The 14907-nt window shown below is 68.2% G+C and carries 9 protein-coding genes and 1 pseudogene; 5 read left to right on the forward strand and 5 right to left on the reverse strand.

Annotated features, from left to right (window positions below; genetic code table 11):
• Positions 1–1151 precede the first annotated feature (1151 nt).
• On the reverse strand, positions 1152–4085 hold the full coding sequence (locus tag PV364_RS40745; protein ID WP_319666003.1) for an AfsR/SARP family transcriptional regulator: 2934 nt from the start codon (positions 4083–4085) through the stop codon (positions 1152–1154).
• 90 nt (positions 4086–4175) lie between these two features.
• On the opposite strand from PV364_RS40745, the gene PV364_RS40750 reads away from it, so the two are divergent.
• Positions 4176–5783 (forward strand): MDR family MFS transporter, encoded by a 1608-nt coding sequence (locus PV364_RS40750; protein WP_319666011.1) that lies wholly within the window; start codon positions 4176–4178, stop codon positions 5781–5783.
• Between the two features lie 290 nt (positions 5784–6073).
• A complete protein-coding gene (locus PV364_RS40755; protein ID WP_319666004.1) occupies positions 6074–6670 on the forward strand; it encodes a hypothetical protein in 597 nt (198 codons plus the stop codon).
• A 638-nt stretch (positions 6671–7308) separates the two neighbouring features.
• Here the strand turns inward: PV364_RS40755 and PV364_RS40760 are convergent.
• The gene (locus tag PV364_RS40760) at positions 7309–7698 is read right to left on the reverse strand and encodes a hypothetical protein (RefSeq protein ID WP_319666005.1); all 390 of its coding nucleotides are present in this window, start codon (positions 7696–7698) and stop codon (positions 7309–7311) included.
• Positions 7699–7992: 294 nt separating this feature from the next.
• Here PV364_RS40760 and PV364_RS40770 point away from each other — a divergent pair.
• Positions 7993–8820: pseudogene (locus tag PV364_RS40770) on the forward strand (helicase associated domain-containing protein); the annotation flags it as partial.
• A 35-nt stretch (positions 8821–8855) separates the two neighbouring features.
• On the opposite strand, the gene PV364_RS40775 reads toward PV364_RS40770, so the two are convergent.
• From PV364_RS40775 to PV364_RS40785, 3 genes are all read right to left on the reverse strand, one after another.
• On the reverse strand, positions 8856–9914 hold the full coding sequence (locus PV364_RS40775) for a hypothetical protein (protein WP_319666006.1): 1059 nt from the start codon (positions 9912–9914) through the stop codon (positions 8856–8858).
• A 500-nt stretch (positions 9915–10414) separates the two neighbouring features.
• Entirely contained in the window at positions 10415–10567 is a 153-nt protein-coding gene (locus PV364_RS40780) for a hypothetical protein (RefSeq protein ID WP_319666007.1), read from the reverse strand.
• Between the two features lie 180 nt (positions 10568–10747).
• Positions 10748–12379 (reverse strand): ISL3 family transposase, encoded by a 1632-nt coding sequence (locus tag PV364_RS40785; RefSeq protein WP_319666008.1) that lies wholly within the window; start codon positions 12377–12379, stop codon positions 10748–10750.
• A 317-nt stretch (positions 12380–12696) separates the two neighbouring features.
• Between PV364_RS40785 and PV364_RS40790 the strand changes: the two genes are divergently transcribed.
• A complete protein-coding gene (locus tag PV364_RS40790; RefSeq protein ID WP_319666009.1) occupies positions 12697–13257 on the forward strand; it encodes a DUF6193 family natural product biosynthesis protein in 561 nt (186 codons plus the stop codon).
• Positions 13258–13399: 142 nt separating this feature from the next.
• Positions 13400–14458 (forward strand): hypothetical protein, encoded by a 1059-nt coding sequence (locus PV364_RS40795; protein ID WP_319666010.1) that lies wholly within the window; start codon positions 13400–13402, stop codon positions 14456–14458.
• Positions 14459–14907: the final 449 nt, after the last annotated feature.

Raw genomic sequence — 14907 nt, forward strand, 5'->3', positions numbered from 1 at the left:
ACCACGTCGACATCGAGGATGGCGCCACCAATCCAGCACCGCGAGCACCGACCAGGGGGTCCTCAGCACCCCAGCAACGTTCGTGGCCAACGCACTAGCTGCCGAGACCGTCGTTGCAATCGGAGTGGGGCCCGAAGTAGCAGACATCCTGCGGCCTGCGATCCTTCGCACGCTCCAGACGCACAGCCAGGTGACGACCCGTCGGAGCAGCCTGAACGGGCAGTCCACCCCAGCACCGCTGCTACCTGCCGAGGACGACATCACAGTCCGATTCCGCCGTGCTGTAATCCAGCAGCTGACGGCCAACCATGGATTCACAGGTGGAGCGGCCATCGCCATCGTTAATGCAGCCTTGCCGGACTCCCCTGAGGCGGACCAAGGATAGATAGGCGCTGCTGCTGTCTAAGGGGTGTGTCGGAGCAATGAAAATGCGGCACCAACGTTGACGATCATGGCTCTGACATGCAGTGCCGCAGACTCTGAGAATCCGGAACTTGGCTCGGATGCAGGGCTCTGAGCTGCGTCGTTGTGCAACCTGAGTGATGGACCCTCGCGCGGCACTGCACCTGACCTGCGCTACCGCAGGATTTGAGAAGGCCTGCAATTTGGTTGAGGCGACCCTATGAAGGCTGGCTTCCTTGAGGGCTTGATGATCTTACTTTGCGGTCGCCGGACGTTCCGGCACTGCTGATCCTGAACGATGACGACAAGGGACGGTTGCAGCACCTGCAGGCCCAGGCAGCAGCCTGCCGCGCGCAGACGCGGGCAGCGTCGTGCACCGGGCCACACTCGTGATCATCACCACCGTGACCATCACGCTGACGATCCAGCTGATGGCGTTCATGCGCACCGACGTCCACTTCCTCCTCCAGGACCTGACCGGCTGCCGCGTCCTGTAGACCGACGCGAGCTCGACATCCACCCCGAGGCCCTGCGCGGCTGGGTGCGCAGCGGACCGCTTGACCCAACGCATCACCCGCACGATCACAAAACGCGTCGGCAGGTGAGCTGCCGCCAGGATGAGGACGTGAGGGAGATCGACCAACCCAGCATGCGACCGGGCCAGGGTTGCGCTCGGTGACCGGTTTGAGCTCAAGGCATGGCACGTGGCGGCGCTGTCGCTGGGCCCGCTCGGCCTGAACCAGTAGCCGTCAGGTGCCGGTCAAGTCGCCTGGACCGTCCTGCGCGCTGTCAACACCGGCGTGGGCGCGGGCTTGCTGGTCCATGTCACCCACCGACGTCGCCACGGCCAGGGCAGCCTTGTGGTGGGTCAAGGCGTCGGGCGCGTTGCCGGACTGCAGCGCGGCCTCGCCAAGGCCGTTGAGCGCCAATGCCTGGCCGTGCCGGTCGCCGGACTGGCGGAACAGCTCCAGTGCGCGTTCGTGGTGCTGCACGGCCAGGTCCGAGTCGCCGGACTGGGTATGGACGATGCCGAGCCGGTCCAGGGCATAGGCCATGCCCTGCTGGTTTCCGATCTTCCGGAACAGGTCGAGGCCGTGGCGCAGGTGTTCGGCGGCCAGCCCGAGTTCGCCCAGCTGTGTCTCCACGGTGCCGAGATTGGTCAGCGCGAACGCGATGCCGGACTGGTTGTCGGCCTGCCGGTGCAGCTCGAGCGCCTGTCGGATGTGGTGGGCGCAGAGGTCGTAGTCGCCGTTTTGCCGCTCCGCGACGCTGAGGCTGATCAGCGCCCGGGCCTCGCCGGTTCGGTCGCCGAGTCGTCGGAACGCTTCGAGCGCCTGCGCGTGGTGTCGCACGGAGTGGATGAGGTCGCCGAGGCGCGCCTGCGCCGCACCGAGATTGGCCAGCGCCCGGGCCTCACCGATCGAGTCGTGCACCTGCCGGAACAACTGGAAGCTGCGTTCGAAACGCGCTGCGGCCGAGGCGTACTGGGACAGTTGGATGTCCGCGCCGCCGAGACCGAGCAGTGCCTGCGCTTCGCCGGCCAGATCGCCGAGCCGGCGCGCTGCCTCGCGGGCATGGCCGTGCAGGACTGCCGCGTCGGTGGGGAAGCCGCCCGCGAGGTATCGATAGAGGATGACGGAGAGCCGCATGGTGTGTTCCGCCCAGCCGGCTGCGCCAGTTTGGCCGCTGATCGCCACCAGGTTGCACCGTTCGGCATCCAGCCAGCGGCGTGCCGCGCCTGAATCGTCGAGCGCGGGGACGGCGGCGCCGGTCTCCGGCACGGCGAGCCTGCCGTCGCTGTCGGCCGGGTACAGGCGGTTCATGGCGGCCGTGGTGGCGGCGAGGTAGTACCCGAACAGCCGCTGTTGCGCGGCCCGACGGTGAGCGCTGAGCTCGTTGGCGCCGATCAGGCTCGTCGCGTAGGCGCGCAGGAGATCGTGCATGCCGTACCGGTCGGCATCGATGCGGTGCACGAGGTGGACCTGGGCGAGCTGGTTCAAAGCCTTGCGAGACCGCTCGGGGTCGACGTCGGCCAGCGCGGCGACGGTGTACGCGTCGGTGACCGGGCCGGGGTGCAGGCCGAGCAGGCGGAAAATGTCTGCGACATCCTCGGACAGGTGCCGCAGCGACCAACCGAAGACGGCCCCGACGGTGGTGTACGGATCATCGCCGACCTGGAGCAGACTGAGCCGGTGCTGTTGGTCGGCCAGTTCCGTGACGAGCTCGGCCAGCGTGCTGTCCGGCCGGGTGACCGCGAGCTCGGCGGCGACCCGCAGCGCCAGCGGCAGTCGGGCGCACTGCGTCGCCAGCGTGCCGGCCGCGACGGGGTCGTCGCCGACGCGGGATCCGATGAGCGTGCGCAGGAGGGTGTACGCGTCGGCGGCCGGCAGCAGATCGAGGTCCAACCGCCGAGCCCCATCCTTGACCACCAACCCGGCCAGCCGGTCCCGGCTGGTCACCACGACCGCGCACGATGGTGCTCCGGGCAGTAGCGGCCGGATCTGCTCGGCGGACGCGGCGTTGTCGATGACGATCAGCATCCGGCGGCCGACGACCTCGGTCCGGTAGCGGGCAGCTCGCGCGTCGACGTCGATCGGGATGTCCGCCTGCGCGACATCCAGAGCGAGAAGGAACTGAGCAAGCGCGTCCGCCGCGGTCATCGGCAGGTCGGGGTCGTAACCCCGGAGATCGACATACAGCTGGCCGTCAGGAAACCGGTGGGCCACCCGGTGCGCCCAGTGCAACGCCAGGGCGGTCTTGCCGACGCCCGCGGTGCCCCCGATCGCCGAGATCACCACGGCCTTCGGGGCGGATTCGGCGTCGAACACCCGTCGGTCGAGCTCAGCGAGTTCCGCCTCCCGGCCGGTGAACGTCCGGACGCCGGCAGGCAGCTGCGCCGGCACCAGCCGCCGCGGACGGGCCGGCGGTACCGAGGGCTGCTCGAGTTCGCCCCGTAGCAGGGCCTCGTGCAGCCGCTGCAGCTCCTGCCCCGGGTCGATGCCCAGACTGTCCGCAAGAAGCGTGCGGGTCAGCGCATAGCGATCCAATGCCTCGGCGGTGCGGCCGGAACCGTGTAGGGCCTGCATCAACACCGCCGCCAACGGCTCGACCAGCGGGTGCTCGGCGATGAGGTCGGTCAGCGGACCGACGACGGCTGCGGCGTTGCCTAGCCGCACCTCGGCCTGCGCCAGGCCGATCATCGCGTCGAGGCGCTTGCGGTGCCACACCCAGCGCATCCGGTCGGCCCACGCGCCCTGAAGATCGGACAGTGGCGTGCCCTGCCACAGGTCGAGCGCGTCGTGCAATAGCTGTGCCCGCTCGCCCTCGGCGAGCTCGGGTCGGTTGGCCTGGTCGACAAGGCGCTGGAACCGGTGCACGTCGACCTGTTCCGGGTCGATGTCGAGCTGGTAGCCGCCGGCCGGTCTCAGCACGGTCGGCGGTCTGTGGTCGCTGCCGCCCGCCTTGCGCAACATCCGGCGGATCCGCGAGATATGCACGTACACCGTCTGCGCGGCTGGCGCGGTGCCGTCCCACACGTCGTCGGCGATGCTCTCCAACGGCACCGGTTGGCCGGCCTCCATAGCCAGCACGGCGAGCACTGCGCGTTGCCGGGGCGATCCGGCGTCCAGCAAGCGGTCCGCCGCCCATACCTTCACCGGCCCGAGCAGTCGAATCTGCAGCACCGTTCCCCCTGGGCTACACCGACCTCCGATTCGCGTGACGTGGTTGCCTGCAAGGTTATCGCTAAGGTCAGCCAAATACGGTCACGGTTGATGCGAAAGGTACTCAGGGAGCGTCGTCGGCCGACCGTCCCGGGCGCCGAGGGACCCGGACATGGGGGAGTGTTGGTGGCACGCGGGGATCGGCAGGGACATGGGCGCCACAGCGAGGTGATGGTCGTCTTTCCCGGCCTGGTGCTCGCGATGCTCGTGGCGGCGCTGGACCAGACCGTGGTCGCGACCTCGCTGCCGTCGATCACCTCGGACCTCGGCGGCCTCACCCAACTGTCCTGGGTGGTCACCGCGTATGTGCTGGCGGTCAGCGTTTCGACGCCGCTGTACGGAAAACTGGGCGACATCTTCGGTCGCAAGCGGTTGTTCCAGGTGGCACTGCTGATCTTCCTGTTCGGCTCGATGCTGTGCGGGACGGCCCAGTCGATGCTGATGCTCGTGGTCTTCCGTGCCCTGCAAGGGCTCGGCGCGGGCGGCATCGTGGTCAACACTCAGGCCATGGTCGGTGATCTGGTCCCACCGGCGGAACGAGGTCGGTACCAGGGCGTGATGCAGTCCGTCTTCGCGCTCGCCACGGTCTTCGGCCCGCTGCTGGGCGGCGTCGTGGCGCAGGGTCTGGGCTGGCGCTGGGTCTTCTACGTCAACGCGCCGGTCTGCGTGCTCGCGCTGGTGATGGTCACGGCGCGGTTCACCGCGCCGGTGCGCGAACGGCGCAGGCCGCACATCGACTGGTGGGGCGCCGCGCTGCTGTCGACCGGGGTAACCGCGCTCATTCTGGTGACGACCTTGGGCGGCAACGCCTATCGATGGTTGTCGGTGCCGGTGTTCGGCCTCGCCGTCGCAGCGGTCGTGCTCCTCGCCGCCTTCATCCTGGTGGAACGGCGAACCGTGGAGCCCATCGTGCCGTTGCGGCTGTTCCGCAACGAGGTGATCCGGGTGGTGACCCCGCTGGCTTTCCTCGTGGGGTTCACCACGCTGGGCGCCACGGTGTTTGTGCCCCTGTTCCAGCAGACGGTCGACGGTGTGTCGCCCACGATGTCGGGCCTGCGCATGGCGCCGCTGTGGTTCGCGTGGGCGTTGTCGTCGTCGCTGTCCGGGCGGTTCATCACCCGGACGGGAAAGTACCGCCGGCTGCCGATTACCGGCACCGCTCTGCTGGTTCTGGGCATGCTCACCTTGTCCCGGCTGGGCATCGCCGACACCTACGCCTTCCAGGCGATCGCGCTGGCCGCCATCGGCCTGGGCCTGGGGATGATCAGTTCGGTGATGGTGCTGGCGGCGCAGAACGCCGCGGACCCGAAGGACCTCGGTGTCGCGACCTCGACGACGACGTTCAGCCGCACGATCGGCGGTTCCATCGGGGTCTCGGTGTTCGGGGCGATCTTCGCCGCGTCGCTGCACCAGGCGCTGCCGGACGGCCAGCAACTCGACAGCCTCACCGTCAGCGCACGCTCGGCCTATCTGACCGATTTCGAGTCCGCGCTGCACCACGTCTTCCTCAGTGGCGCCGGGCTGGCCGCCGTCGCGTTCGTCATGGCGCTCCACGTGAGGGAACTCGCACTGCGGCGGCGTCGGAAGGGAACCGAGGAGCCCGGGACCGAGCCCGGTGACTCCATGACTTTCGGAGCCGAGGAGCCGGCGACGGAGTAGGACAAGGACGTCGTCCAGGCCGGGGACGGTCGCCCCCGCGCGATCCTGCAGCCCGGACCGCAAGGCCGCGCCGTCGCGGTCCGCCGGCAGCCCACCAGCCAGGTTCCCCTGCCCGGCGGCATCCTCTCCGTCCACGCCTGCTCCCGAGGCGGCCGCACCCTCAACAGCCGCCAGATCCCCAACCTGATCCTTGATGGGTGCGGATCCTTTGGAGGGATGACCGGCAGCTCAACAGCGACGGAGACGGCGTTGGATCCGTTCGGCGTTCGAATACTCGGATGCCTGGTCAGGTGAAGGTCCACGACAATGGTGAGATGCGGTCGCCGGAACTCACTGAGGATGAATATGAGAGATCTGTCGAAAGCCTGCGCGGTGCACGCCTTGTAGAAGTGACTTACTACCCGCTGAGCTGCGGTGATGATGACGCCGATATTGAGAAGTGGGACTCCGGCGTGTGGCACCAGCCCACGATGGGTGTCGGACTGCTTGCCGAGGACGGCACGCAGTACTCGGCGGTGTGGGGCCATAGTTTCGACCACTATGGCCTGGAGGTCTTCCGAGGGCCCATGTCCGACCACCTGAACATGATCGGACAGCCCGGAGGGACAGCGGCCGTGGTGGTAACCGACCACCCCCGTTGGTCAGGGCTCATCGGGGTTCCGCTGGTGGGCGCCGACATCCTCTGGTCCGAGGGCGACTCCGGAGTCCGACTGCCGGTTGCAGTCGAGCTTCGTGCACCTGCCGCCACAGCGTGGCTTGTCGCGGGCCGTCCGGCACAGTGGCCGCCAGATGGGCGTTTCTGGCTCGGCACCGATGACGTGATGACCGTTTTCACGCATGAGGCCGCTGTCGCTGTCGGTCTGTCTCCGGAAAGCGCAGAAGGCTGACGGCGACCGGCAACACGACAGGCGAAGGCGCCCTGCCGCGACACCAGCAGTGCCCGATCTCGCGATCAGGACGTGAGGGAGTACTCCTGCTGGTTGGGGGCGGGGTAGAGGCGTTGGTGCTCGCGGGTGGTGTGGAAGCGCCAGTAGTCCTCGAGGTCGCCGTTGGCGACCAGGGTGCGGAGCCGGAGGACGGCTTCGGCTCCGGGCAGGCCGCGCCGTCCACGGTCCTACCGTCCCGGACGGTGCCACCACCGCCGGCCCCCAGCTCGTCCGCCTGCTCCACGACCTGGACACCGCGGAACAGCCGACCTGGGCCTGGCCCCTGCCTGGCGGGGAGGACCAGTGGCGTCGTATCGCACGCGAGGTGACAGCCAGCCAGGACTGGCCCGGGACCTGAGAGGGCGTTTGATCTAGGGCGTGTGAGCGTGGTTCGCTCGGATCCCGGACGACACTGTTCGAGCACGCTCTGCGTCTGCATCGGCAGAAGCTCGGGGCACCAGTGGGTAGGTGTCCCGGTTGGCCAGGGCCTGGTGCGGTGGCTCCGGCCGTAGCGGTGGAAGGCTAGGCGCCAGCGGCACGTGAGCGGCAGGCGCTGCGCGGGGTGGAGCGGGCACAGCCGCCGCTCCGGCCGGGGGGCCTCACGCTCTTGGGCAGGCAACTGCATCGGGGCTCGTTGGCTGCGGACACGGCGGCGGTGCAGGCCGCCGTTGACGAGGCACGTCCTGGAGGCTCTCCTCGATCGCGAATCGCGCGTAGGCCAGGTACTTACGGGCGAGGAGATGCGGGTGGCGAAGTCTGACTTCCTGGTCGATGAAGTCCAGCAGGTGCGCGATGAACGCGAACCGCAGCTCCTGGGTGATCGACGGATCCCGGTTGACGGGGTAGGAGTCCGTGGCGGCGATGCCGGCCAGCGCCAGCGCCCACTGGGCAGACGAGGGCAGCTCCGCTGCTTCCTGCCGGATGAGGGCAGGAAGCAGCGGAGCTTGGACCTTCACCAGGCGTTGGTAGAGGGCCATGATGGCGATCATCTGTCACGGCTCCAGTGTTCGATCGTGTCCTGCGGGACTTCGACGTCGGCGTTGCGGGCCGCGTTCGTTCCTGGCTCCGCGGTCTGTCTCGCGATTGTGTGCATGGCCTGGGTCGGCCTGCCTGGTGCCGTGTGACGGCGCCGGCGGGCAGACAGCTCGCGGGCGTGTCTCAGTCTGTCTGCGGCAGGCCGACCTCGGCGTTCCACTGACGGAAAAGGTTCCCGCAGGTGGTGGAGGGCGTTGGCGCGCGTTCGGCGAAGGTGATCAACGCGTGGTGCAGTCGACGACCACGGACACCTCGACGTGCCCGCCGACTACGCCGACCCCACCGGCTACAACCTGGGCACCTTCATCACCGGCATGCGCGACGCCCGCCGCACCGGCCGCCTCAACCCCCACGACCCCGCCGACGCCGACTGGATCGCCGAACTCGACGCCCTCGACATGATCTGGGACAAACACGACGCCACCTGGCGCGCCCAGCTCACCACCGCCGCCGACTACCACCAAGCGCACGGCCACCTCGCTATCCCCGTCACCGCCCCCGGCGGCGCCTTCCTCGCCGAACAGCGCTCGCTGGCCGCCAACGGCCGGCTCGACCCGGCCCGCGCCGCCGACCTCGCCGCCATCGACCCCCACTGGCGCCTGCCCCACGGCCCCGACTGGCACCGCAAATACCACCTGCTCCGCGCCCACCTCGCCGCCGGCCACAACCCCGGCGCCCTCCAAGCCGACACCGTCATCGGCACGGTCAAGATCGGCCGCTGGCTCCACCGCCAGCTCACCACCTTCACCACCCTCACCCCCGGCCAGCAGCAACTCCTCACCGACCTCGGCCTGACACCCGCCACCAACCCCCTCAAGACGCCCTCCAAGACCCGCCGCACCTTCGCCCAGACCGTCCAGCTCCTCGAGCTGTTCATCGCCCGGGAAGGCCGGCCCCCCACCGCCCGCGAGGAGATCCGCGTCGACGGCGACACCGTCAAAATCGGACCCTGGCTCGCCAAGACCCGCACCAAGCACCGCACCGGCCAACTCCCCACCGAACAAGCCGACTTGATCGCCTCTCTGTTCGACGGCGACTGGACCGACGACGCCACACCCGTGAGCCAGTTCGCGTGACCGTCCGGCCGATACGGGTCTCGAGCCTGACCTTGCTAGCCTCGGCCTGAGTTGCTGCGTGCCCACAGTGCGGCCCGGACCGTTCCGTCCTTGAGGTCCTGCTGGGGCAGTTGAAGGCCGAGTGCGTCGTCCAAGGCGTGGAAGTACAGATCGAATGTGTCGACCAGTTCTGGATGGTCGAGTTCGGCGCGGCGTATGGCCTGGTTGAGGAAGTCGAGCTGGCCGCCCCGGTAGTAAGGCGCGCGGCCTTCCTTGTACCAGATCAGTTCCAGCATTCCCCAGCCGTCGTCGATGCGGCGGCCGTCGCGCGTGTAGGTGAAGTCATAGATGGCCTTCGCGGCGGTGGCGCTCAAATGCACGGTCTCTGTGACTCCGAGCCGGGAGAGAGCCGCATGGTCGGCCCGGATGCCCGGTGGCGTCTCGTGATACATCAGGAACACCCAGTCGCCTGCCCGCCCGAAGCAGCAGGACTCCCAGGCAATGTCCCCGTGATCACGGCCGGCTTCCATCGCGCGCAGGTCCGACAAGCGCATCCCGGTAGCGATCTGTTCCGGGTCGGCTCCGTGGAGCAGGGCGATCTGTTCGGCGCTGACGTCCTTGCCGCGGAAGAAAGCAAGGTGGGTGTAGGGGTCCTGCTCGCGCCAGGAGTCGGCGATCCAGGCGAGGCGTTCCAGCGGGTCACGGCCGCATGGCTGCGCCGTCTGCGTCCCGTCGATGCCGCCGCTGCGGAATCTGCGTCCCCACGCGGGGTCGATTCGGTCCAGCATCTCGGCCTGCTCGGTGACGAGATTGGTCGCCAGGCCCAGGGTGGAGGAGCGGGTATGCTCGACGAGCCGAGTGACCGCTTCTTCGGCAGCGAAGTACAGGACCTGGTCGAGGTCCCGGGTGGTGAAAACCGGCACGTAGGGGCCGTGGTGGCCGTGTACAGTGCCGTCTTCGTCCAGGACGAGGAAGAGGCCGTCGGGATCGCCGGCGCGCTGTGTGTATTGGTCGGGTGATGTGCCGGTGGGCGGGAACATGGCGTCATTGAGCAGGTCAGAGCCTGCGGCTATCTGATGCCAGGCCCGTTTGAGTGCGTCCTCCGTGATCTGCATGGGCGTCAGTATGCGGGCATGCACTGACATCGCCCCGAGAATGCCCCGGCACCTCCTTGCGCCTCTGTACTTCGAGAGGTGTACACAGAGGAGCAAGCGGACACCTTGCTGGCGGAACCGAGGCGTAACTGTGGATGCTCTCCTTGCCGAGAGGGGCGAGCAAAAAACTCGGCCCTGCTCCTCCGCGCGACTACTGTGCTGCTGGTAGATCGTTCACCGATGAGGGGGCTGAGTCGTGCTGACCACTTCGCACCCGCCGTAGGTACCTCTGGAGAGCCCAGAGGGCCCTACGAAGGCTCTCGATGTCCAGGACTGTTCGCACGACTCCCTGGCGACTCCGCGTCCGAGACGGCGCATCGGAGTCCATGTCCCTGTACGACCTGCGCTACACACACGCTGAATTGGCCCAAGCCGCCCGCGAAGGCCGTCGCCCTGCTCCAACGAAGACGCTGCGCCGGATCACCTCCTGGCAGTCGATGGGGCTCTACTGCAGAAAGGGCTCATTCTCCTCCGAGATCGCTACGGCTGAAGGTCGGGCCCGGCTCCAGGGTCGACGCGAAGCCCAGCGGATCCGCGGACTGCACCACGCCGGCCACGACCTTGACGACGTAGATATCCCTCCAGTCCGCCACCGTCACGGTGAGCTCTGGCATGCGTGGTAGACACGAAGCACCCAGGACTGACCGGCACGTGCGAGCGCAAGAGGTACCTACGGCGGGTCGAACAAAGGGCTTGCGCCTTCCTGTCCTCGTACGTGATCGCGATCGCCACCAGGCCGCTCAAGTAACTGCGGTCAGAGTCAGATTCAAGGCTCTGGCCGCATTCCGTGACGTTCATGGTCGGGTGAGGAAGCGGATCCGGAGGAGTCGGAAGGATGCCCGGTTGTACATGCTCCTCTTGATCGTTTTCACTCTGTTCACGTTGCCCTCGACGACGCCGGAGCTCCATTCCAGGGTGAGGCCGGCGGTGACGGCAGCGAGGTCCTGGCGGAGGAAGCCGCCGAAGCCGCGAACGGGTGCAGGAGCATCCTGTTCGGCCTGGCGGATCCAGTCCATCAGCAGGTGTCCGCGGCGGTATGTAACCAGGTCGTGGAAGGTGCGGGCGAGGTCGCAGGCGCGGGTGATGTCAGGGTAGGCGAGCCGGACTTGGAGGAGTCGTTCGTCGTCTTTCGTGCTGAGGTCTTCCCGGCGGCACATGATCCACGAGGTGATCTTCCGGGGACTGGGGATGTTGGCGCGGACGGGTTCGGCGGTGCCGTCGCGGAGGGCGGCGAAGTGTTTGCGGATGGCCTGGACGCTGCCGCGATAGCCCTGTGCGCGGATCTCGGCGAGGAGCTGGGGTGCGGTTACGCTGCCGCCGGTGTCGGTGAAGCGCGCGGTGGCGTATGCCTTGAAGGGGGTAAGGACGCCGGTGGGGCGGCGGTCTCGGGCAGAGGCCAGGAGGACGTCGAGGTCCGTGTCCCGGAAGCGGCGCACGGTCTTGCGGTCCAGGTGGAGACGGCGAGCGATGGCACTGACGGTCCAACCGGCGTCCACGAGCCGGTGAACGTCGGTGTGACGGTGCCGGGTCCGCTCGATGATCTGGGTGCGGGGCGGCTCGGCGGGCGGCAACTCGGTGATCGTGACGGCCGCCGCCAGGGGCACTGGGGTCTCCTCCTCAGCATGTTTCCGCAGGCAGGAGCGGTGTTGATGGCAGGTCTTCTCCACGGCCGCGCCGAGGTTCTGCAGCAGGTGCCAGCGATCTGCGACCTCCAGGGCGTCCGGCGCGGCTTCTTTGATCGCTTTGCTGTAAGCGGTGGCACGGTCCCTGCAAATGATCTCGGCGCCGGGATGCGCGGTGAGCCAGGCGGCGAAGGTGTCGGACTCGCGGTCGGGCAAGACATCGACGACACGGCCGGATTCGACGTCGACCAGCAAGGTGCCGTACCACTTCCCTTGCGGAAGGGGAAATCGTCGACACGGAGCACGCGCGGCGCCTCCTCGGGCACGGCCAGCTCCGTGAGCAGGCCCAGCAGCCGCGTCCGGCCCGCCTTCAACAGCAGCCGCCGACATAGCCGTTGACCGGGACGACCACCCAGCTCGGCCGCAACCGCATGCTGCCATTGCTTCAGTCCGAGGCTGGAGCGGCGGTACCGCTCGCTGAGCTGGGCAACCTGCTCGACGAACGTCCGCCTCGGACACCGGCCGCGGTCGCAGAAGAACCGCCGGACCCGTAACCGCGCGGTCAGGCTCCGCTCGTTCACCGGCAGCCCGCCTAGGCCGCGCTCGTACGACGAAATGCACCCTCGTTGCCTGTGAGTTGCACCCCGGACAACGTGGTGGCGGCCCGCGCGTGACCGCCTCGACGACCAGCCCCTCGGCGGCCTTGGTGACGCGCGTCAACCGCACGTCGAACCCGGCGAACAGAACATCAGCGAGCGATTCGACCCCCTGTGCAGGATGCCCCACAGGGGAACGTTCCTGCATGCCGCCTCTGTCCTGGGCTTTTACGGAGCGGCCAGAACCTCGATTTTCCCCTGGGCCGCTCTCATTCGCCACTTGGTTGCTGACTCAACAAGCGTGATCATTTCGGTATGACTCAACCTGGCCCGTCCCGGCAGCCGCTTCAGCCCGATCCCGGGCTGTACCCCGATGTTGCAGCCGCGGGGAGTCTCCGTGCAGTCCTCGCCCAGTGCGCCGCCGAAAACGACCTGGACGTTGGTGAGGTTCGGTCCTCGTCTGACGGTTTGTCGCTCATCCACGCAGGGATCACCAGTCGCAACCCACGGCTGGACCGATTCAGCGTGGACCTGGGATCCGCGCAGCGGGTGTTCCTCATCGCTGCGTGGGGTCAAGGCGTGAATCTCACCAACGGCTCCACCAGCGACCTTACTGAAGTCGCCGAAGCGGCTGCTGCCTGGCACGCAGGCGTCACGCTGGCCGAACTGCAGGCCGCGGCACCGTTCCTTGAAGTCAGCGCCCTCGCTTTGGCCCACGAACGCGGTCCTGAGTATGCCGTGGCAGAGAAGTGGAGTCGCTACCTGGCACCGGACCTCTATGAGGACGTGGAATTGCTCCGTGCAGCGCACGCCGAGCCCAGACTGAGGGCGCTCTTCCCCTTCACCAGCCACGGGGCGCTGATGTTCAGCAGATGCACCGGGTTCCCCTTCTCCCAGGACGTCTCGGCGATCTACCCGCTCGGGGACCGCCGATATGCGGTCCATCATCCAGGCGAGCCATTCTCGCGCGAACCCGGCTACACCGCCCAGGAAGCCGCAGCGGTGGTCGTCGCCCGCATGCCGGAGATCTGGGGGCCGGCGGTCGCAGGGACCCGGCACGACCTGCGTGACCATGAGAGCCAGTGACCGCACAACCGAACGCTGCAGACTGGGAAAACTGGGGGTGGGTTTCCAGAGTGTCACGGTCCGCATCGCCGCGGTGGAAAAGCTGTTGGCCGATGATCGCGGAGCCGGGATACTCCGCATGTTCAGGGGCGGGGGAGGGTGCATGACGGTGTTCGCGTGTGTGGTGTGCGATGCCGTGCTGAGTGTCCCGCTGTCGCAGGTCGCCCTTCCCGTCCATGCCCGCCAGACGTGGGGACACGGCCTGCTGCCGGTGCTCATGGAGGCGGGGACGTACGCGGTCGACCCGGAGCCGTTCGGGCCTCCATGGCGGCGCTGGAGCGAGGTCGGCGAGGACGAAGCGGCGACCCGCGGAGTGTTCGCCCCGGTGTACTCGCTGCTCTTCGGCGACCCGGGAACGATCGTCATCGCGCCCGGGGACGCCCGCGGCACCGTCCTGATCCCGGAGCGATGCGATGGCTACTGCTGCGGGCTCGACGGGCGCGACGGCCCGAACCTCGCCTGCGAACAGTGCGGACAGCCCGTGGCGACCCGCATCGACGACTGCTCACTCTGGCAGGCCGTGCGGTTCGCCCCGCGCGCCGTACGCTGCATCCCCGCCGACGACCCCGCACCCTGGGCAGCAGACTGGCAGGCGCTGGCGACCGAGGTGCAACCCACTCCGCCGGTCGGACCCTCCGGCGCTTGGAGCCCGCTATGGGCAGCAGCGGCCGGCGTAGCGCTGGCCCACCTCCTGGCGGCCTCGGACGGCGCACCCGTGACCGTCCCTGACGGCCTGGTCGCGGACACCCTCCGCCGCACGCTCGACACCCTGCTCCCGCAGGAGCCGCCGGCGAAGACGGCGGCGCTGGCCGGCCCAGGCCTGCCTGCCCCGGAACCTGACCCCGACATCCTGCTCGTTCCGCGGCATCCGCGGACAGGGGAAGCGTGGCAGCCGCCCAGCAGCGCGAGGACAGTGCCCCTGCCTGCCGATGTGTGGATGCACCTGGCCTTCCACAAGGAACAGTTGCCCGTGCCCGCAGCAGGTGGACTGCCCGACGGCGTCCTCCGTGACGATCCACTGCCGATGCATCCGTGGGGGGTGTTCCGGCCCGACTGGGGAGTCTTCCTCTACACGCTGGCGCGGCTCCCCGCCGTCCGACAACCGTGGCTGCGCAGGATCTACGACCGGGTGAAGGACCGCCCGTACGCTCGACCCTTCTAGGGAAGAAGCCTCTTGCTACGAGCGGTAGCTGATGCCCTCTCACGCTGCTCCCTGCGCCTGTAGGGGAGGAGAGAAGTATTCGGATTCTCAGAAACTTTTAGGCGAAGGAAGCACCCGTACCCCATGAAGGCAAGAGAGACCAACCTGACACCTAGTCACTCGCCCGCCCTGCATCGCAGCCAGCTCGGCCCGCGTCAGCGGGACGCAGAGGACCGCAGGCGAAGCCGAAGGTCCGTCAGGGACGCGAAGCGGGCCTGACCTGAAGGCGCGTTAGCGCCACAACTGGGCTGAAGCGAAGCGGAAGCCCAGTCAGGCCCGAAGGGCCGGCATCCGCGAAGCGGATGCAACCCCCGCGCGAAGCGCGGGGGTTCACGGGCCGCGAAGCGGCCCGTCACCGCCGAGCGAAGCACGGCGGTTTCACTTGCACATCGCGCAGCGATGTGTTACCC

The organism is Streptomyces sp. MI02-7b (genome assembly GCF_033793585.1).
In the GTDB taxonomy this organism is placed as follows: Bacteria; Actinomycetota; Actinomycetes; order Streptomycetales; family Streptomycetaceae; genus Actinacidiphila.